Origin of the sequence: Candidatus Poriferisodalis sp. (genome assembly GCF_965204195.1) — a bacterium.
In the GTDB taxonomy this organism is placed as follows: Bacteria; Actinomycetota; Acidimicrobiia; order Acidimicrobiales; family Poriferisodalaceae; genus Poriferisodalis.
This window is the reverse complement of sequence record NZ_OZ241975.1, coordinates 1636948-1656730: the sequence shown is the minus strand read 5'-3', so window position 1 is coordinate 1656730 and position 19783 is coordinate 1636948. Positions and strand designations below refer to the sequence as shown.

Here is a 19783-nt window from a genome sequence, read left to right as displayed (position 1 = left end):
GGCGAAGGGCTAGCGGCTTGCACCGCGTCCGACGGGCGAAGAGCCAACACGGCGCCCAATGGGCGAAGGGCTAGCGCCGCTCAGTCGTCGAGGCGGGCCGTGGCTTGGCCGGTGAGGACTGGCCGGTCGTCTTGGTTGGTGGTGGTGATGGTGAGATCGACCAGCTTCTGGCCGTCCTCGTCACGGATGTCGGCAACCTCGGCCTTGGCGGTGAGCGTGTCACCGGGCCACACCTGGCTGGTGAACCGCACGCCGTAATAGGTGAGGCGGCCGTCGCCGACGTAGTTGGTGACCATGCGCCCGGTCATGCCCATGGTGAGCATGCCGTGGGCAAACACCGTCGGGTAGCCGGCCACCTCGGTGACGAACTTCTCATCGGTGTGGACCGGGTTGTAGTCGCCTGACGCGCCGGCGTACTGGACGATCTGGGTGCGGGTGAGGTCGTCGACGATCTGCTCGGAGTAGCTGTCGCCGACGTTGAGCTGCGATGCGCTGAGTGCCATGTCTGTGTGCCTTCCTGGGTGGTGAGTGCTGCGTTCGTGGCCTTGGCGAACCGCTAGTTGTCAATGACCTTCTCGGTGACGACGCCGACGCCCTTGGCCGTGATGACCAGCTCGTCGTCCTCGTCGCGGTACTCGGTGACGGCCTCGGAGAACTTGAGGATGCCTGCCCGCTTGGACTGCTTCTCCCAGCGCTCGCCGTCGTAGGTGACCGTGTGCAGCACGTCGCCGGGCTTCAGATGCCGGTGATAGGTGAAATGCTGCTCGGCGTGCAGGCCGCCTGCCGCGGCGCCGGACTGCTTGTCGTCCTCACGCTCGTCGGCGACGTCGTCGCCGTCGGATTCGGACAGGTCGCGCACCAGGGTGCCCGAGGCGGTGCGGCCGCTGCCGAACCACTTCTTGTCGGGCTTGGGGCGCAGGAAGTAGTCGGGGTCGAATTGCGCGCTCGACTGCGCGAACGTCGGCGGCGCGATGATCGAGCCGACCTCGGTGCCGGCGGCGTACGCCGGGTCACTGTAGATCGGGTTCGTGTCGCCGATCGACCTCGCGAACATCAGGATGTGCGAGGCCTCGACGGGAAATCGCTCGACTGCCATGTCCGGCTCCTTCTGCGGCAGGTCGTGTCACATTGCCGCCGGCACATGATGGCAGCCGTGCGAGGGCCGCGCACAAACAGCACCGCGCGAAGCGCGCACGGCATGCACAGCGCGAACCGCAGATGCCGCAGCGACGAGCACGGCAACGAGCGCCGCAGGGCGCCGCACTCCCGAAGTTCGTCGATTCCGGCTGCCGTCAGGCGAGGGCAGCGGCCAGCGCTCGGCGCACCGCGGCGGGATCCTCGTTCATCATCATGTGGCCAGCCCCGGCGAGATGGATCACATCGCAGTCGGCGAAATCGGCGATCAGTGGCGCTGCAGCCCGCGGCGGGGTCATCTTGTCCTCGCTGCCCACGATCACCGTCACCGGGCACTTGACCCGGGCGGCGACATCACCGGCCTCGTAGGCCGCGCAGGCAGACAGGTCGGCGTGGATCACGCCGTCGTCGGCTCGTTCCAGCAGGGCCACGCTGCCGCCGAGCATCCACAGCCCGGGCGTGGGGTTGGTGGCGACATGCGCCCGGTTGCCGTGTCCCCATGCGGTCATGAGCTCCGGTGCCAGCAGCTCGTTCTTCTCCGCAGCGCCCAGCAGCGCCGGATGCACAGGCATTCCCGCTGCGGTGCCCATCAGCACCAGGCGAGCAATGCGATCACCGTCGGCGGCCGCCGTCTCGGTGCAGACCAGCGACCCCATCGAATGGCCGACAAGACGCACCTGGGCGCAATCCAGCCGCTCCCCCACGGCGGTGATGGCGTCGCCGAGCCAGTCGGCCATCTCGGCCACCGATCCGAGCGGCTCGCCCTCGCTGTTGCCGTGACCCGGCAAGTCGATGGCGAGCGGTGTGTAGCCGTGGTGCGCCAGCCAGCGGGTCTGCAGCTGCCACACCGTGCGGTTCATGCCTGCGCCGTGCACGAGCAGCACCACCGGCGCCTCGGCCGCCGACGCCGCATCGGGCACCACTCCCCCGGCGGCCACACCGACGGCATGGTCACGGACATCAAGCGAAAACGTCTCGGTCGCTGTCATCGGTTCAGCCCTTCTGCGATGCCCGCAGGGCGCGGGACAGGTCCGAGATGATGTCGCCCGGGTGCTCGAGGCCCACCGACAGCCGCACCAGGTCCTCGCCGACGCCGGCGGCGACCAGATCCTCAGCGCTCATCTGCTGGTGGGTGGTGCTGGCGGGATGGATCACGAGCGTCTTGGCGTCGCCCACGTTGGCCAGATGCGACGCCAGCCGCACTGCTTCGATGAACCGCCGCCCGGCCTCGCGCCCGCCTTCGACGCCGAAGCTCAGGATCGCGCCGGCGCCCCGCGGCAGCAGCCGCTTGGCCAGCTCGTGGTCGGGGTGCGACGGCACCGACGGGTGGCTCACCCAGCTCACGGCATCGTGAGAGGTGAGGAACTCGATCACGGCCTCGGTGTTGGCGACATGGCGGTCCATGCGCAGCGGGAGGGTCTCGACGCCCTGCAGCAGGTGGAACGCCACCGCCGGGCTCATGGCGGCGCCGAAGTCGCGCAGCCCCTCAGCTCGGGCCCGCATCGAAAGCGCCTGCGGCCCGTACTCGTCGGTGAAGGCGATGCCGTGGTAGCCCGCATAAGGCTCGCTGAGCGTCGGGAACTTGCCCGACGCGGCCCAGTCGAAGCGCCCGCCGTCCACCACGACGCCGCCGATAGCCACGCCGTGGCCGCCGAGGAACTTGGTGGCGCTGTGCATCACGATGTCTGCACCCAGCTCGATGGGCCGCATCAGGTGCGGCGTGGTGAACGTGGCGTCGAGCATCAGCGGCAGGTCGGCCTCGTGGGCCACCGCGGCGACGGCCGGCACGTCGAGCACCTCGATGTTGGGGTTGCCCAGCGTTTCGGCGAACAGCACCTTGGTGTTGGGCTGGATGGCATTGCGCCACGCGTCGAGATCGCGGGGATCGACGAATGTCGTGGTGATGCCGAAGCGGGGCAGCGTCAGGCTCAGGATGTTGTGGGTGCCGCCGTAGATGTTGCGGCTGGCCACGATGTGGTCGCCCGCTGAGGCGATCGTGGCGCATGCCAGGTGGAACGCCGCCATGCCGCTGGCCGTGCAGACCGCGCCGACGCCGCCCTCGAGCGCGGCGATCCGCTCCTCGAGCACGGCAACGGTGGGATTGGAGATGCGGCTGTAGATGTGGCCGGGGATCTCGAGGTTGAACAGGCTGGCCGCCTGCTCGGTGTCGGTGAAACTGAACGATGTGGTCTGGTAGATCGGCACGGCTCGCGCCCCGGTGGTCGGGTCGGGCCGCTGGCCGGCGTGCAGCGCCAGCGTATCGAAGTGCAGGAAATCCGGCTCGACCATGGGTGCCTCCGGGGTCGCTTGCCTGCATTCAAGCACTGCTTTGCTATTGAGCGGCTCGAATCGCTTCCCAGACGCGCTGGGGTGTGAGCGGGATGTCGATGTGGGTGACGCCGAGGTGGGCGACCGCGTCGATGACGGCGTTCTGCACGGCGGGTGGGGCGGCGATGGCCCCGTTCTCACCGATGCCGCGGGTACCGAGCTCGTTGCGCTCGGTCGGCGTGCCGAGCCGGGCAGTGTCGATGGAGGGCACATCGGCTGCGGCAGGGATCAGATAGTCGACGAGCGTGGTGGTGCGGGGGGTGCCGTCGGCGTCCCACTGCCCTGCCTCCATCAGCGCTTGGGAAATGCCGGCAACCGCGCCGCCGTGCTGCTGGCCCTCGACAGATGCCTCCGACAGCATCCGCCCGCAGTCGTCCACCGCGGCGAACGCCAGCAGCTCGACACGGCCTGTCTCCGCATCGACCTCGACGACCGCGGCGTGGGTGCCGTAGGGATGGGTCACCTCGGCGCTGCGCTCGGTGACGGTGGCGCTGATTCCCTCCGGTGCGGCTGCGGCAATGTCGGTCCAGCTCGTCAGCCGGGACGGCACGCCGGCTACGTGCGCACCGTCGGGGGTGAGGCTGATGTCTGCGGGGCTGGCCTCAAGCAGTTCTCCCGCCACTTCGCAGATGCGGGTACGCAGCTCGGTCGCGGCTTCGGCGATCTGGCTGCCCAGCACCGTCGCGGTGCGCGAACCGCCGGTCACCCCGCCGTAGGACGACGTCACCGAATCGGCGTCGTTCACCCGTACGGCGCCTTCGGCGATCCCGACCCGGGCGCTGGTGATCTGGGCCCACAGGCTGTGATGACCCTGGCCGTGGCCGTGACTGCCGCAAGTGACCAGCACGCTCCCGTCGGTGCCCAGCTCCAGCGAGGCGTAGTCAGGATCGTCGCCGCTGCCTGCGCTCTGGCTGTAGCAGCCGTACCCGATCCCGATCAGTGCCGAGCGACCGCCGGCTGCTCGGCGCTCGACTGCCAGCGCCTGCCAGCGTTCGGCGTCGATGAGCTCCTGGGCAGCATCGAGCGCGCGATGCGGGTCGCCGCTGTCGAGCACGATGCCGGTGCCCGTGTCGAACGGCAGCTCGTCAGCACGCAAGAGGTTCCGGCGGCGAACGTCGGCAGGATCTAGGCCGAGCCTGCGGGCGCCGGCGTCGATGGCCCGTTCGAGCGCTGCGTTCACCTCGGGCTGGCCGGCGCCGCGGTAGGCACCGGTGGGCGGGGCGTTCGTGACCGCGGAGCTGATGCGGTAGCGCAGCCGCGGCACGCGGTACAGGCCGGTGCTCTGGCGGTAGCTGGCCGCGGTCAGCATCGGTGCCATGTGCGGGTACGCACCGGCGTCGCACCACATGACCACGTCGATCCCGACGATGCGGCCGTCGGGGTCGAAACCCATCCGGATGCGGTGCCGCTGGCCCCGCCCGTAGGGCATGGAGACGAACTGCTCCTGGCGGCTCTGCACCCAGCGAACCGGGCGTTCGAGCAGCTGGGCGGCCCGGGCCACCACGAAGAACTCCGGCATGGGGTCGCCCCGGCCGCCGAACCCGCCGCCGACCTGCGGTTCGCGGAGCCGCACCGCGGTGACCGGGATGCCCAGCAAACGCCGGTACAGGTACGGCGCGCTGTGCACGCCCTGGCCGGTGCTCCAGATGTCCAGTTCGCAGTCAGACGAAGCACCCTGCGCCAGCGGCGTGCCCCGGAGCAGCTCGAAGGGCGTCGCGACGATGGCGCACGGCTCGATTGGCAGCGAGGTGAGCCGGTCGTTCTCGCAGACCAGCTCCACGACACACTGCGCGCCGTCGCAGGGATCCTCACCGGGTTCGGCAGGAGGTGCAGCTGCATCGTCAAGTTCGGTGGGCGGTGACAGGAAGCCGCCGCCGTCGGGCGGATCCAGCGGCCGCACTACGTTCGTTCCCGCATCGGGGAACAGCAGCACGTCGCCGGCTGCAGCCTGCTCGGCGTCGACGACCGCCGGCAGATCGTCTGTCTCGACAGCGACCAGTTCGGCGGCGTCGAGCGCGTGGCTGGGCGAGTCGGCCAGCACGACGGCAATCGGCTCACCGACGAACCGGACGCGCTCGGTGGCCAGCAGCGGCCGGGCCATCTGGCCGCCGAGCGTGGTGGCCCGGTAGTACTCCAGCGGCTCCAACCCCAGCCCAGCCGCTTCGAAGACGGCGACGACGCCTGGCGCCTGCTCGGCCTCGCGCAGATCGACGCTGCGCAGGTCGCCGTGGGCCACCGTCGAGCGCACGAACGCTGCGTGCAAGCAGCCCTCGGGCAACGGCAGATCGGCGGTGAAGGCTGCCGTGCCGCGCAGCATCGGCAGATCCTCGGAGGCAAGTCGCGCCATGGCCATGGGCTCACCGTAGTGACGCAGATTCCGCTGTTCGAGCCGAGTCGGAACCTTCAGTCGGCTGCCGCAGGCTGCGTGCCGGAGTCCCCGGGCGTGGCGAGCTCGGCGGTGATCTCTGCTCGGTGCTCGTCCAGGTAGGGGGCTCGGCGCATTGTCACGTCGATGCCGCCGACGAGGGAGCCGAGCTGGATCATCGGGCCCCACTCGGTCTCGGGCAGGTCGACGACGTGGCTGTTATCGACGGCGACTGCGGACCCCACGAAGCCGCGCCGCTCGACCGGCAGGTCGCTGGTGCCCTCGGGTGTCGTCTGGCGCCAGACCCACTCGGGACCGTCGGCATCGGGCACCTCGAGGTAGGTGCGCTCGGGGCCGGCGCCCCGGTAGTCCATGCCGCCCATCTCGGCAGGCGGCCGCCCTTCGTACTGCACGAACTCGGCTGCCTGTGCTGCCATGACCGTCTGGGTGAGAGACGTGCGCACCGTCCTTCCGTGGCCGTCGGCCTGCCGCCGGTACAGCGAGCACAGCACGCCGAACGCGGCGATCATCGGCGTGGCGGCGTCGTGCACCGGCACCGTCAGGAACACCGGCTCGTCATCGCCGCCCTGCGCCGCCATGATCCCGCCCAGAGCCTGCAGCAGCGGATCGAAGGCCGGCACGTCCGCCATTGACGAGTCGCGGCCGTAACCGGGGCTCTTCACCAGCACCGCATCGGGGCGGATGCGCCGCAGATCCTCATCGGCGACGCCGAGGCGTGCCGCGACGCCGGGGCGGAAGTTCTCCACGATGACGTCGGCGCCGGCCACGAGCTGCGCCATGACGACGTGATCGGCAGCGTCTTTGAGGTTGAGGCAGATCGAGTGCTTCGATTGGTTCCAGCCGTTGAAATACGGGCCGAGCACGCGGAACGGATCGCCGCCGGGCTGCTCGATCTTGATGACCTCGGCACCGAGCATCGCCAGATGGCGGGTGATGACCGGTCCGGCGATGAACGAGCTGAGGTCGACAGCGTTGACGCCGAGCAACGGTGCGGTACCCGGCACCCAGGGGTCCGATACCGCTTGGGCCGGCCATGCACCGGCTTCCAGCTCGGCTTCGACTGCGGCGGTGTGCTCGCCGAGGCGCGGTGCTGGCTGCAACGCAACCTCGTCGGTGCCGTCGATCCACATCGGCTGGGGCGGGGTGCGCACTGTCCCGAGTTCGGGGTGCTCAACCACAGTGTCGAGCCCGTTGACCTGCGCGAGCGCCGAGCCCACGAACTCGTCGCGGGTCTGGGTCGGCTGGCAGGGCACATCGTGCACTGCGAAGACCTCGAGCCACTCGGCAAGCGTGCGCTGGGCGAACGCCTCTTCGAGGATCGGCGTGATCTCCGCCAGCGGCTCGAGATCGAGCAGGCCCCACGGCGGGTCCGGGAACCGCTCATCGCCCAGCAGGTCTTCGCGGCCGAGGGCTCGCAGCATCGCCACGTAGAAGGGATAGGTGCCGCAGGCCACGAACATCCAGCGGTCGTCGGCGGCCCGGAACAGCCGGTACACGGGAAGCCGGCCGGCCGAGCCGAGCGGGCAGGAGCCGTCGCGGTCGAGGTCGGCCATCTCGGGCACTTCGAAGTCGCCGATCTGCATGGCACCCGAGCCGGACACCTCCGAAACGGTGTAGGTCGGTGCCGACCCGTGGGCTCGCCGTGCGTACAGGCCCGCTGCGGCTGCCATCGCCCCGAGCATTCCGGCCCCGTATGAGGCCAGCGGCACCACCAACTCGACGGGGCCTTCGGAGTAGCTGATCTGGTTCCAGCCGATGCCGGTCACGGCGGCCACCTGCGACGGGGTGCCTGCACGGGTCGCGTACGGTCCCCGGTCGCCCCAGGTCGGGCACGAGATGATCACCGCGCTCGGAGCATGTCTTCGAACGGCCGCAGCGGTGGGACCGTCGGGCACGAACACGACATCGGCGCCAGCGAGCAGTCCACCCAGCGGCGGCGTGGCCATCGACGACGACGCCGGCCGCAGGATGCCGGGCAGAGACGCCGGCGGTCCGTCGACATCGGCCGGGAGCGGGGCTCGTTCCCATTCGACGCCGTCGGGCACCGCCGAGCGCTTGTTGCGGCTGACCGCCTGGAAGCCCGGGTCGGACCGGTACGGGTCGCCGCCGGGCGGCTCCACCTTGACCACTTCCGCGCCCTGATCGGCCAGGAAGCGCGCCGCGTACGGCCCGGCGATGCCTGTGGTCAGCTCCACCACCCGTACGCCGCCAAGGCACCGCACGGGCGCGCCGCTCGCTGCACCAGCGTCGTCCCTGCTCACCGGGTGGACACTACGCGGGTGCAGTCGCAGTAGCCGAATCACGGCCGAAGTCACGACCGCGATGCCCGGCGTCCTTTGCGAAGACGCGGCACAGCTCCTCGGTCACGGCGGCCCGAGCGTCGTACGATGGCCCTCGTGACGACGACTACTGACTCCGCCGCCGACCCCTTCGCCGAGATCCCGATGCCGCAGGCGCCGACGTTCGACACGATCGAGGCCGAGCGGCAGCACCGTAAGGAGCGCCTCGCCTCGGTGTACCGGGCGTTCTCGCTGTTCGGCTTCGAGGAGGGCGTGGCCGGCCACGTCACGGCGCGCGACCCCGAATGGACCGACCATTTCTGGGTCAACCCGTTCGGCGTGGGTTTCGGCCAGATCAAGGTGTCCGACCTGCTGCTGGTGGATCACGACGGCAACATCGTGGAGGGGCGCTACCCGCTGAACCAGGCGGCCTTCGCCATTCACAGCGAAGTGCACAAGGCCCGGCCCGACGTGATCGCCGCCGCCCACACCCACTCGCTGTACGGCAAGACGTGGTCGAGCCTCGGCCGCCTGCTCGACCCGCTAACCCAGGACGCCTGCGCCTTCTACGAAGACCACGCCCTGTTCGACGACTTCACCGGCGTGGTGCTCGACACGTCCGAAGGCAAGCGCATTGGCCAGGCGCTCGGCAGCTGCAAGGCGGTGATCCTGCAGAACCACGGGCTGCTCACCGTCGGCAACACCGTCGACGAGGCTGCGTGGTGGTTCATCACCATGGAGCGCACCTGCCAGAGCCAGCTGCTGGCTGAAGCCGCCGGCACGCCGATCTCGATCCGCCACGAGTCCGCCAAGCTCACGGCGTCGCAGACGGGCAGCCCGCTGGCCGGCTGGTTCAGCTACCAGCCGATCTACGACAAGGTCGTCGAGCGAGATCCCAGCTTCCTCGACTGAGCGCCTGCGCCGAGCCGCTTACCACTCGGCGGCGATGTACTGGGTCTCGCAGAATTCGTAGATGCCCTCGCTGGCACCCTCGCGGCCTAGGCCCGACTGCTTCATGCCTCCGAAGGGAGCCGCCGGGTCAGACACAGCACCACGGTTGAGGCCGATCATGCCGGCCTCGATGCGCTCGCTGACTGCCAGGCCTTTGGCCAGGTCCTGCGTGTACACGTAGCCGATGAGGCCCATCTCGGTGTCGTTGGCGGCGGCGATCATGGCGTCGGTGTCAGTGAAGCTGGAGATGGGTGCGACGGGACCGAATATCTCCTCGCGGGTGATGGGCGCGCCAGGCTCCACGCCGCCGAGCACCGTCGGCTCGTAGAAGAAGCCCGGGCCGTCGATGGCCGCGCCGCCGGTGACAGCGGTGGCGCCCCCGTCGACTGCCGAGCGCACCAGCCGATCGATGTTCTGCACCGAGGCGCCGTTGATCATCGGGCCGCAGGTGACGTCGGGATCGCTGCCGTTGCCGACCTTCATCGCGCCCATCTCCGTCGCCAGCCGCTCGACGAACTCGTCGTGAACCGGTGCCTCCACGAAGAACCGGTTGGCTGCCGTGCAGGTCTCGGCTGAGTGGCGCATCTTGGCGACCATGGCGCCGGACGTGGCGGCTTCGAGGTCGGCGTCGGCGAACACGACGAACGGCGCGTTGCCGCCGAGCTCCATCACCACCTTGAGCACCCGGTCGGCGCAGCGCTTCAGCAGCACCCGGCCGACTTCGGTGGAGCCGGTGAACGACAGCATCCGCACCGCTCGGTGATCCACGACAGCGTCGAGCCAGGCGCCCGAGTTGGCCGTGGGCACGAGATTGACGACGCCCGGCGGCACCCCCGCCTCAGCCAGCAGCTCGGCGACCCGCAGCGAGGTCAGCGGGGCTTCCCGAGGCGGCTTGATGGCCACCGTGTTGCCGGCGGCCAGTGCCGGGGCGAGCTTGCGGGTGATCATGGCGGCCGGGAAGTTCCAGGGCGTGATCATGGCCACGACGCCGACAGGCGGGTGGCGGGTGATGATGCGGTTGGCACCCGAGGGCGCGACGCTGATCGAGCCGTGGATGCGCACGGCTTCCTCGGCGTTCCAGCGGAAGAACTCAGCGGCGTAGGCCACCTCGCCGACGGCGTCGGCGCGGGGCTTGCCGTTCTCCAGCGTGATGAGGTCGGCCAGTTCGTCGGTGTGCTCGATCAGGATGCGGTGGGAGTCGCGCAGGATCTCCGAGCGGACACGCGGTGCGGTGGCCGCCCACCCAGGCTGCGCTGCAGCAGCCGCGTCGCACGCGGCCACTGCATCGGCTGGTGTGCCTGCTGCGACGCCAGCGGCAACGTCGCCGGTGGCAGGATCGAGCACGTCGATCAGCTCGCCGCTAGCGGCGCCTCGCCAATCGCCTCCAATGAGCATCTGCGTTTGCATCGCGCCAGCATCGCAAATCGACCGGTCGCTGCGCGCCATCGCAACCGGGCCTCGACCCTGCGACCATTCACGCTTCGGCACTACCGCGGGGTTGCCGCTCAACCGATGGATCGCTCGCAGTGCCGCAACAACCGACGCCGCTGCGAGTTCGGCCGGTCAGTCGCCGTAGTGCAGCAGGCCCTTCTCGCCAGCGCGCATCTCTTCGACGGCACGCTGAGCGTCACCGATCGCGTTCTCCAACTCAGCGATGACGGCGTCGCGATCGGAGGTGAACTCCAGCTCGTCGATCAGGTGTGCCAAGCGATCCTTGCTCCGCCAGGCCGCGAACTTGGCCCACTCGGTCCACAGCACCTCTGGGTCGTCGATGCCGATCAGGTCGGACGTGCGACTCTGCTCGTCGACCGCGGCGCCAGTCGCCACGTAGCCGTTCACCATCGAGATGCGCTCGCACATCTCGTCGAGCGGGCCGGCGCGGTGCACCACCATGTCGCCGTGCAGCGCGACGGCATAACCGGGTCCGGGAAACTCGGGAGCGACCGACCGCTCAGCCGAAACCTGCTCGCCGGCATCGGCCAGCGCGGCGGCCTCGTGCTTGGTGCCCCCGAACCACTCGAAACGCCCGCCGGCAACCCGCGCGGGGTCGGTCACCGCCAGCACGTAGTCGAGCGGCAACGTGTCGTGATGCCACTTGTCGATGCCGACATCGATTTGCGACGGCTCGTAGTTGATGTGGCCGAGGTGCACCGGCATCGGGTGCGGGGCGATCTCGATGCCGTAGATCGCTTCGAGGTGCGCTGTCGCTTCGGGGCTGAGGCAGAGGTCACGCAGCCAGCGTGAGCGATAGCAGCCGCCGCGCACGGTCCGCTCGATGCGCTCCCCCGCCGGGCGGGTGAAGCAGCGCAGCCGCCGGGCGGTCTCCAGCATGATCGCCGAGCCCTCGTCGCTGAGCATCCGGAACGGCGACGACAGCGCCACCGGCGTGGCCTTCGTCGCAATCTCGGCTTCGTCGTAACCGAGATCGGCCAGCATCAGCACCTCGGCCGGATCCTCAAGCTGCAGATGCCGCTCGGCATCGAACGCCGGCTCGCCCTCCAGCCACTCGTAGCCCAGCGGCTGGGTGGCCGGAAACGGAACTGCTTCGCCCATCAACGCCTGCCCTGCGAGTTGATCTTGGCGGCAACCGCAGCCAAGTGTTCGTCGTCTGCCCGACTGGCCGCGATCTCGGTGGTCACATAGCCGGGATACGCCTCAAAGTACTGGTCACCACGAGCCGTCGTCCCCGACTCGGGACTCGGCTGCACTCCGGCCGTCCGATGCAGCGGGATGACCTTGGCGTGCAGGTGATCGATCATCATTCCCTCGAACACGATCGCGCAGCGATCCACGTCCTCGTACGCAGCAGCGATCTTGACGGCAACCCGGCGCGCAGCCTCAAACAGGCCCGCAGCAACATGGCCGTCTACTCGTGCGATGTCGCTAGGAAGACACTCCTTCGTCATCACCACGCTGAACGCCTCGGTATTCGGAAAGATGTCCAAGAAACCAAGATGGCGTTCGTCCTCATAGACGAGGTGGCACGGCTCAGCGCCAGCCACGATCCGACAGAAGACGCAGCTATCCACAAGCGGCATTCTGCCCGTCAAGGACCCGCAGTGATCCGGCTATTCGAATTCGGCGGCTTGGGCATTGAGGCTTTGGGCGTTCTCGCTGACCGTTCGGCGGGTGCCGTCGTCGTATCCGTCGGCGTTCCGAGCGCGTAGCTCAAGCTCGAGCTCAACGTCAGGCCCGAGGTGTGCGGCGATGTGTTCGAGGATGTCGCTGAGCTGCTGGATTCCTCGAAGGCTGTCGAGATGGAACTGGGCGTAGAACTGGGTGGGGCTGGGACGATCGTCGCCGCCAGGGTCCGGATCTTCTGCGCCTCCGCCCGGTGTCTTCCGACCGCCAGGTGGCGCCACGCCGCCGGGATCGGTCGGCTCGTCCTCGCCGGACTCCTCGGGTCGAGTTGGTTCAGGAGCAAAGTCAGGGTGAATGAGCAAGCCACCGGCCGACGGCACGATGTGCTGTGCAGTGCGGACGCCAACCCAGCTGTCGCCGTCGTGGGCCTCGGCATAGGCGAAGGTTTCTTGCTGCCAGTTCAACTCTGACACGCCCTTGCTGACTGCCTGTTCGAGCACATCGCGCGACATGAGGCGGGGCATGTACGGATAGCGGGCGTAGGCCTCCCACAGGGCTCCGAGAGAGACATCGCCGCGCTTGGTCCAGAGGCTGTGCTTGTCGAGGTCCATGCGAACTCGCACGCCGGCATAGCGGCCGATCAGCTTCTCCTCCGTTCCCAGCTTGCGGCTGATGCGCTCGCCGATGTCGCCCGTCGTGGAAGCCCGGGTGAATTGCCAGTCGATGTCGGCGGTACCGGGGGCCCGAGATGGCACCAGCACCTGCGTGAACGTCTCTGCAATCAGGCTGTCGACCTGCTTGGACGCATCTGCCAGCTTGGTGTCGGCCTGCTGCTTCTGCTGGGCGGTGAGATCTAACGGCACGTGTTCCGCAACTATCGATTTCCAAGCGAGGAACGACCGGACTGCGCCGCGCAACTCAGCGAGTCGATTCGCGGCCGCAGCCACGAAGACGAGCAGGTTCTGGTTCAACCTGGGGCCGGCGTCTCTCTGAGTGACGATGCGCTCGGCCAGCTTGACGGCCGGCGAGTTCTGGTCCCCAGCCGAGTGGGTGGCCTCGGGTTCGAGTACCACCAAATGGGTGCCGTCGTCGTTGTCGGGCACGTCCCCTGGTCCGGCAGCGAACGGGTGCACAGCCACGAAGTTGCCTCGGTCTCGTTGCGCTGCGATCCGTTCGCGAACTACGTCGTCGGCGTCGCGATCGCTGAAGTTGGACGCAGCCCTATCGGCAGCGATGCGCGTGACATTCGGAATCAGCGAGTACCAGTACTGCGAACCGTCGACGTAGAGGTGCGTCGCCTGATCTGACAACCGACGCAATGCGTCAGCGAACTGTCCCGTGGGCTCGCCGGGCTGAACGCAGCCCAACACCACCGACTTCACGTCAACGCCACGCTTGCCGTCAGGCCGTGGTGCCGAGCCCATGTAGACGGTGCGGGCCGCACGTCTGGTTGCCGACAACCGGCCGAAGTGCGAAAACGCTTTGTCAATGCTCAGCGGCAGCGCGTTAGGCCCGTCAACGTCCGATTTGATGACTGGGTCCCAGCCTTCCTCCAAGTACTTCTTCAACTCGCTCGCAACCCCAGCAGAGTCCATCGGCAGGTTGCCCGGCATGATCAGCAGCGACTGGTCGCCGCGCTGCCACAGCTGCGAGATGGCGATCGCCATCAGCCGCAACACCCCACGGGTCCGCTGGAACTTGTCGAGCGCCGACCAGTCCTCGAAGAGACGGTCGAAGAGCTCTGGATGGATCGGGTACGAGAGCTCCATGCGCCGCCGGTAGTCGGCTTCTCCCTTGCCAAGCGGGAACTCATCGGCGGCGCCGTGGTACATCTCGCTGAAGGCCCGGATGACGCCGTCGCGCACCCGCGCGTTCTCCGGCGAGATGGGGTCGAACAGCCGTCGCCTCACGATCTCGAAGGATTCGTCCGCTGAAGCCGGCTGCCACGGGGTTGCAGTGCGGTCGACGACGTTCTTCAGCCGTTCCATCGCCGTGTGGCCACGCGGTCCGCCGGTCTCGATGTCCGATGCGGGAATCGTCACCAACACCACGACGTTGTCGGACGCTGCCGCCGCCTCGGTGAGCGCCTGAGCGAAGGTGAACTGGGTGTCGAAGTCGCCTGCGGCCACGCGCCGACTGTCGGCGCCTGCGTCGGGCAACTGCCGGGCATACGCCACCCATTCGTCGATCAGCACCACCGCAGGGCCGTAACGCCGGAACAGCTCGCGCAGTTTCTCGCCTGGGTTGGTGCCGGCTTCGTCGTCGGTGCGTACCAGCTCGTAGCCCTCCTGGCCTCCGAGCTGGTAGGCGAGATTCCCCCACATCGTGTGCAATGCCGTGTCGGCGCTGACCCGTTTGGGGTCGGCCACCGACATGACCTGCCCCACGAGCACGGCCCGATTGACCTTCGGCGGCAGATCGACGTCGGCCTCAGCCAGCATCTCCGAGACGCCTGACAGCCTTGTTGCCGGCACACCTGACGCGAGATGGTGCAGCGCGATCATGCTGTGGGTCTTGCCGCCGCCGAAATTGGTCTGCAGCTCGATCACTGGCGTGCCGCCGTTGCCAGACAGACGCTGGGTGGCGCCGACCAGCAGTTCCCGCAATCCGACCGTGAGGTACGTGCGAGCGAAGAAGGCCTCAGGGTCCTGGTACTCGTGATCAGCGGTGCCTTGGGATACCTCGTACAGGTCCGCGGCGAATTCGGCTTGGTCGAACCGGCCTGTCTGCACGTCGCTGTGGGGTGTGATGACCTCTCGCCACGGTGTCAGCCCTGCTTGTGGCTGCCCCTCGGTGGGTTTGGCAGCGGTGCGGCGCCGCTCAGAGCGCGCTTCCTCGTCGAACATCTGCCGCATGAGGTCTCGGCGCGAGTTGCGAATCTGCTGACGCTGCTCGGTGTCGCCAAACGCCTCAAGGAGACGCTCCATCGAGTCGAGCGCCCGGACGGTGTCATCGGAGGAGAACTGCTGCTTGTGCGCCCAATTGTTGCGAGTCTCTCCAACTTCGAACACGAGCGACCTGATCGAGGGTGAGAAGCCATGCCCGAAAATCTCGTTCCAAGTGGCCTTCATGCCGCTCAGCAGGAAGGCAATATCGCTCACATCGCCGGAACTCTGGGGGCCGCGTAGCTGCCGCCGCAGTGCGGCCAGCCAGTCGTCCCCGTAGTAGCCCTGCCAGGTCTGCTCGCACTTGGGCCGCAGACCGTCGCTCAACAGGTCAAGCGCCTTCGAGACCCGCTCCACGTTCGCCATCACCATGGAATGCGCACCTCTCGACGACCGACAGCACAGACAGCCGCCACATCATTCCACCGGGCTGTGACATCTCGCGCCGCGACGATCAGAACATCTGGCCCGCGACAGCGTGCCTCCTGCGGGGAAAATAGCTGGCGTCGCGCACCTTGGGTTCGTACGTTGCACGCTGGTGAGCTGGCAAGCGACTCAGCCCGAAATCCGTCCGTCAGCTCACCGTCACGGCATCGGCGTTGCTGACATTCTGCATGCGTACCGTCGGCCGGATGTCGTGGTCCTCGAGAGGGAGAACTTCGACATGCTCGTCGGCCCAGGAGCCGACGGACTCCCCTTGGAAATAGGCGTGCTGTACGATCCGGAGCACGATGTCGACATCATCATTCACGCGATGCGCGCACGCCCGAAATACGCGCGACTCTGGCGGGTAGCACGATGAAGTGGACCCACGCTGACACCGTCGACCGGTGCGACGAGATCGCCGACCACATGGAGTCGTTCGATCCGTCCGAGGGAGAGGTCGTGCCGGGTGTGGAGTACCTGCTCATTCGCGCCGCTCGTCGCCGATCTGCCGACGCCGCTGAACTTGCCGAATCGGTAGCTGAAGCCCGAGCTGCGGGCACCACTTGGGCACGCATCGGCGAGATTCTCGGCATCGATGCAGCCGCAGCCGAGCAACGCTACGGACATCAGGACTCTCGGCATCAACCGGCATCGCACGCGCGCTAGCCGGGGCGACGACGGCGGCTAGCGACCTCAACTCGCGCTTGCAGTCAGAGCGCCTGGTCGGCGACGGGCACTGTGGCGCGGGCGGCTTCAGCGAAGTGGCTGATCGTTGGCAATCCTCAGGTCACCTGGTTCGACACGTTGCGAATGCAGAGGGACCACGTTGTCTGGGATGTCCTGCGGCTGGCCGCCGTCGGGGTCTCCGCCATCGGGATCATCATCGAAGAAATCGTATTCCTCGATGACCACGACATGAACCGGAGACCGCCGCGGATACTGAGGCTCGGCGAGCCATCGGCCGATGCTGGCGACGATGTACAACAGGCTGCCGCCGAGCGCGGCGAGCGTCACGAAGCCGATCACACCAGCCACGTTCAGCCCTTCTTGCGACACGGCATGCGAATTTGGCATCTCATGGTGTTGCGTTCCCCTTGAGCTGTGATCTCATGACGAAGATCCCACCAGGGGGGTGTCACAACGATGCCGGTGCCCTGTTTCGCCAGCACGACACGGAGCGACTTGGGCCAGCTGTCGCGTGGGCGATGGCTGCCGGTGTTTCTTGCGTGCGGGCTCGACGCCGGGATACCCGATGATCCGATCGGGCGTCAGAACATCTGACCCGCAAGCGGCGCCGCAGCACGGGCTGCCGCCACCAATGCTCCTTCGCACAGTCCGGGCCAGGCTGTGATGAGGGTGTTGTACGCATTGGCCTCGGCTGCCCAACCCCTGTCGTTCGCCTTCTGGTACAGCAGGTAAGCGAGCTGTCGAGCTCGGTCACCGTTGCCGCCGAGGGTGTGTAGCAGGTCGGCAGCCTCGCTCTCGGAACGCTCCAAGGCAGCGACGAGGTACTGCAGCGCCTCCCAGATCGTAAACCGATCATCTTCGGCCGGCACCCAATCGGGATCCAACTCGTCACGCTGATAGAGCCGAAACTTGCCGGCTCGGGCTTCGCCAATGCCCGACTCAGTGAGACCGCTGAGCGAAGTATTCTTGGCCTTGGCAACGCTTTCCGCATCGCCTGACGACCCGGGTTTGTACTCGTGTTCTGCAAACCACGTGAGTGCAAACCTCGTGTCACGGTCCAACTCGGCTTCTTCGCCATCTAAGACCTCGCCCAGCACGTCATTAATGATTGATAGCGCCGACGAAACACGCATCGCAGTACCGTCTGCCTCGACAACTCTGGCGTATCGAGAGAACACTTCGATCCCTGGTCCGATAGTGGATTGCGCCATGTCGACGGGTGCAATGTTGCCCGACTGCAAGAGCCGCATTGCCTCAGGTAATTCGTTTCGTAGGGTGGCGATAAATTCTCCGCGAGACGCCATCGGTGCATTCGCCGTCCGCGGCCTACATGCGATCACTATTGACGAAGCTAAGGAATTGATGCCAACCTTGAGGCCAGCAGTCAGTTCGGTGCGCATTGGCCAAGTGGCTGTCACTCTGAGTCCTGAATCAACGATTGCTTGCAGGAATGTATCCCAGCCGGTCGATCGGATCTCGCCATCGCGCGATTCAGTCGCCCGGTAGGCGTAGTAGATGGTCGCCGGGACATCTGAATGAGTGCGTACAGCTAGCCTACTCATGAATTCGGCCATTCCTGATTCGAAGTGGGCTTCAGCTGACTCCTTGGAACCAGTACGGTACCGATTTGCGATGAGTTCTTCAGCTTTCGGCGTTAGAACGGTCGAGCATTCATCTGGCCAGATATCAAAAAGGTTACGCCTCAACCACACGTAATAGAAGTCTGCCAAGTCGGCGTATGAGATGTTGTCGTAGTACGGTGGGTCTGTTGAAATTGCCGATATCGCGGCGCCATCTAAGCGGGCACGCGCATCCTCTTGAGATACTTCTGCGGGACCTCCGCGCGAAATTCCAATGCTCCTCAGTCCCCTAAGGGAGTTCGCAAGGCAAGTCATGAATGAGCCGGAACTTCGGCTAAAGGGGTTCGCTTCTGCAAAATCCCATGTCATCGGAATCGCTTGACGCCGAAAAATATCGCGAGGACATTGAGCGACTGGTTCCCAGACAACTAGGGTGTTTGAGAGCTCCGCGAGCTTGTCTATGGCAAATGCGAGATAGGTTACGACCGCATCTGAGTAGGCATCAGCGCCAGCACCTCCGTTACGCAGGCGCCTTCCGTCGCTGGCCATCCCCGCCGTTTTCGCATCAGATCGCACCATATCGGCCACTTCGGTGAGTAAGTCAGAGAATGTCGTAAGCGCCACGAGTTGTCGATCTGAGAAGTAATCCGCGAATTCGAAAAAGCCGTAGTAGCGACCTTGGGCATTGCCTCCGAACGTTCCCCTTGTTGTCCCGCGAGGCAGCTTCGAAATGTCGACTGAGGCCTTCGCTGAGGCCGCAACCTCAATGGCATCTAGTTGAACGCGATCGATGTCCAGATACTCTCGTCCTTTGAGACCCTCGACGGCTATCGCCATCGGAACGGCACCCATTAGGCCTTGCGAGGCCGCGTGGTCAATGCTTGAACCGGGAATCGCAGCGCCCGTCGCGAGACAAGTTCCATTTGCAGCTCTTACTGTGCGCTCATGTGAAGGCTCGCGGCCTTTTCGGACCTCGTAGCTGATAGTTTGTGTTTCGCGATCAATGATCGGTTCGACCCACACCTTGGGCTTCCCGGGCTTCTTCGACAACATCCACGAGGCGACCAGCGGCACACATCCAGACCAGCTCGGGTCGGGCGATTCGACCGTTCTCGCCCAGATCCATGCGATAGGCGTTCGCCGCTCACCATCAGCGCCTATCGCATCGGGGTACAGATGACCGATACGCCGCTCGGCTTCGTCGCGCATCCAGCGCCCATATGCCTCCACATCGGCTGCGATACCTAGCGTTTCTTCCCACGTTGTCAAGTCCTTGTCAATGCCGGGATGCACTGGCGCGCAGCCGCCAAATCGGGGCGGAATCTCGATCATCGCCTTGGTAATGAGCACCGCGACCGGGTTCAAATCCCCCGCTAGGGTCGTCAGACCGAGTCGCTGCGCCTCGAGTGGAATGGCCCCGCCGCCTGCAAACGGATCAAGGATCGGCGGCGGTCCCTCTGGGAATGCGCGGTCGATTTCGGCTCGAGCTGCCTCAAGCACGTCCACGTTGCTGGAGTTTTCCCGCTTGACCAATTGTTCCAAGACCCCGAATAGCCGTTGCCGCTCCGCTTCCTGCGCCTCCTCCGTCAGGAGCAGGTTGCCGGCTGGATCCCGGTACCCAACGGCAGAGGGATCGTCCACCAGCGACGCCCAGATCACCGCCCGCGCCGTCGCCAACGGCCTTCGTGCCCACCACTGATGAATGTTTGATGGATGCCCCGAACGGATCTTCTTTTCTTGCGCCGAGGCGGCGTTGATGGTCGCCAACGGCAACGCCACTTCGATCAGCTTTGGTCCTCGGCCGATTGCGTTCACGACGGGTGACCGTAGCCGCTCCCATTTGTTGGGCTGGCTCTCGCCGATCGAGGCCTGAGAGGGTTGAGTGCCGCGTCCTTCGCTGCCTCTCTGGCTACACAACTGTAGTTACAGAGAGGCAATTTCCAATTGACGCACGAGGTAGGATGCACAACCTCAGAAACCCGAGAAAGACCATCGGAGGTCAGAAACCTCATGACTCGACGCAAACCGCCACAGTCGCCGCGGCCA

Annotated in this window: 15 protein-coding genes; 2 read left to right on the top strand and 13 right to left on the bottom strand. The window is 66.5% G+C overall.

Going from position 1 to position 19783, the window contains the following annotated elements; all coding sequences use genetic code 11:
- Positions 1 to 80: 80 nt before the first annotated feature.
- From ACOGI8_RS07325 to ACOGI8_RS07300, 6 genes are all read right to left on the bottom strand, one after another.
- The gene (locus tag ACOGI8_RS07325) at positions 81 to 503 is read right to left on the bottom strand and encodes a MaoC/PaaZ C-terminal domain-containing protein (protein ID WP_419856211.1); all 423 of its coding nucleotides are present in this window, start codon (positions 501 to 503) and stop codon (positions 81 to 83) included.
- A gap of 53 nt (positions 504 to 556) precedes the next feature.
- Complete coding sequence (locus tag ACOGI8_RS07320; RefSeq protein ID WP_419856210.1) at positions 557 to 1096, bottom strand: FAS1-like dehydratase domain-containing protein; 540 nt, start codon at positions 1094 to 1096, stop codon at positions 557 to 559.
- Between the two features lie 196 nt (positions 1097 to 1292).
- Positions 1293 to 2123: an alpha/beta fold hydrolase gene (locus tag ACOGI8_RS07315; RefSeq protein ID WP_419856209.1), complete on the bottom strand. Its 831-nt coding sequence runs from the start codon at positions 2121 to 2123 to the stop codon at positions 1293 to 1295.
- 4 nt (positions 2124 to 2127) lie between these two features.
- Positions 2128 to 3423: an O-acetylhomoserine aminocarboxypropyltransferase gene (locus ACOGI8_RS07310; RefSeq protein WP_419856208.1), complete on the bottom strand. Its 1296-nt coding sequence runs from the start codon at positions 3421 to 3423 to the stop codon at positions 2128 to 2130.
- A gap of 43 nt (positions 3424 to 3466) precedes the next feature.
- A complete protein-coding gene (locus tag ACOGI8_RS07305; RefSeq protein ID WP_419856207.1) occupies positions 3467 to 5815 on the bottom strand; it encodes a xanthine dehydrogenase family protein molybdopterin-binding subunit in 2349 nt (782 codons plus the stop codon).
- A gap of 50 nt (positions 5816 to 5865) precedes the next feature.
- On the bottom strand, positions 5866 to 8109 hold the full coding sequence (locus tag ACOGI8_RS07300; RefSeq protein ID WP_419856206.1) for a CoA transferase: 2244 nt from the start codon (positions 8107 to 8109) through the stop codon (positions 5866 to 5868).
- A gap of 135 nt (positions 8110 to 8244) precedes the next feature.
- On the opposite strand from ACOGI8_RS07300, the gene ACOGI8_RS07295 reads away from it, so the two are divergent.
- Positions 8245 to 9039, top strand: a complete 795-nt coding sequence (locus ACOGI8_RS07295) for a class II aldolase/adducin family protein (protein WP_419856205.1) — start codon at positions 8245 to 8247, stop codon at positions 9037 to 9039.
- A gap of 18 nt (positions 9040 to 9057) precedes the next feature.
- On the opposite strand, the gene ACOGI8_RS07290 is transcribed toward ACOGI8_RS07295, so the two are convergent.
- From ACOGI8_RS07290 to ACOGI8_RS07270, 5 genes are all read right to left on the bottom strand, one after another.
- Positions 9058 to 10524, bottom strand: coding sequence for an NAD-dependent succinate-semialdehyde dehydrogenase (locus tag ACOGI8_RS07290; protein ID WP_419856204.1), 1467 nt, complete (start codon positions 10522 to 10524; stop codon positions 9058 to 9060).
- Between the two features lie 117 nt (positions 10525 to 10641).
- Entirely contained in the window at positions 10642 to 11631 is a 990-nt protein-coding gene (locus ACOGI8_RS07285) for a hypothetical protein (protein WP_419856203.1), read from the bottom strand.
- Positions 11631 to 12116, bottom strand: a complete 486-nt coding sequence (locus tag ACOGI8_RS07280) for an HIT family protein (RefSeq protein ID WP_419856202.1) — start codon at positions 12114 to 12116, stop codon at positions 11631 to 11633. Before ACOGI8_RS07280 ends, ACOGI8_RS07285 begins: the two co-directional genes overlap by 1 nt.
- Positions 12117 to 12146: 30 nt before the next feature.
- The gene (locus ACOGI8_RS07275) at positions 12147 to 15416 is read right to left on the bottom strand and encodes a DUF499 domain-containing protein (protein ID WP_419856201.1); all 3270 of its coding nucleotides are present in this window, start codon (positions 15414 to 15416) and stop codon (positions 12147 to 12149) included.
- 202 nt (positions 15417 to 15618) lie between these two features.
- Entirely contained in the window at positions 15619 to 15795 is a 177-nt protein-coding gene (locus tag ACOGI8_RS07270; RefSeq protein WP_419856200.1) for a hypothetical protein, read from the bottom strand.
- A gap of 47 nt (positions 15796 to 15842) precedes the next feature.
- Between ACOGI8_RS07270 and ACOGI8_RS07265 the strand changes: the two genes are divergently transcribed.
- Positions 15843 to 16136: a hypothetical protein gene (locus ACOGI8_RS07265; RefSeq protein WP_419856199.1), complete on the top strand. Its 294-nt coding sequence runs from the start codon at positions 15843 to 15845 to the stop codon at positions 16134 to 16136.
- Positions 16137 to 16223: 87 nt separating this feature from the next.
- On the opposite strand, the gene ACOGI8_RS07260 is transcribed toward ACOGI8_RS07265, so the two are convergent.
- Positions 16224 to 16505 carry a hypothetical protein gene (locus ACOGI8_RS07260; protein WP_419856198.1) on the bottom strand — a complete coding sequence of 94 codons (282 nt, stop codon included), beginning with the start codon at positions 16503 to 16505 and terminating at the stop codon, positions 16224 to 16226.
- A gap of 233 nt (positions 16506 to 16738) precedes the next feature.
- Positions 16739 to 19552, bottom strand: a complete 2814-nt coding sequence (locus ACOGI8_RS07255; protein WP_419856197.1) for a DUF1156 domain-containing protein — start codon at positions 19550 to 19552, stop codon at positions 16739 to 16741.
- Positions 19553 to 19783 lie beyond the last annotated feature (231 nt).

Coding starts and splice junctions, on each gene's coding strand:
- ACOGI8_RS07305 (WP_419856207.1), bottom strand. CDS start 5,815: ATGGCCATGGCGCGACTTGCCTCCGAGGATCTGCCGATGCTGCGCGGC.
- ACOGI8_RS07285 (WP_419856203.1), bottom strand. CDS start 11,631: ATGGGCGAAGCAGTTCCGTTTCCGGCCACCCAGCCGCTGGGCTACGAG.
- ACOGI8_RS07325 (WP_419856211.1), bottom strand. CDS start 503: ATGGCACTCAGCGCATCGCAGCTCAACGTCGGCGACAGCTACTCCGAG.
- ACOGI8_RS07280 (WP_419856202.1), bottom strand. CDS start 12,116: ATGCCGCTTGTGGATAGCTGCGTCTTCTGTCGGATCGTGGCTGGCGCT.
- ACOGI8_RS07320 (WP_419856210.1), bottom strand. CDS start 1,096: ATGGCAGTCGAGCGATTTCCCGTCGAGGCCTCGCACATCCTGATGTTC.
- ACOGI8_RS07310 (WP_419856208.1), bottom strand. CDS start 3,423: ATGGTCGAGCCGGATTTCCTGCACTTCGATACGCTGGCGCTGCACGCC.
- ACOGI8_RS07315 (WP_419856209.1), bottom strand. CDS start 2,123: ATGACAGCGACCGAGACGTTTTCGCTTGATGTCCGTGACCATGCCGTC.
- ACOGI8_RS07265 (WP_419856199.1), top strand. CDS start 15,843: ATGAAGTGGACCCACGCTGACACCGTCGACCGGTGCGACGAGATCGCC.
- ACOGI8_RS07290 (WP_419856204.1), bottom strand. CDS start 10,524: ATGGCGCGCAGCGACCGGTCGATTTGCGATGCTGGCGCGATGCAAACG.
- ACOGI8_RS07275 (WP_419856201.1), bottom strand. CDS start 15,416: ATGGTGATGGCGAACGTGGAGCGGGTCTCGAAGGCGCTTGACCTGTTG.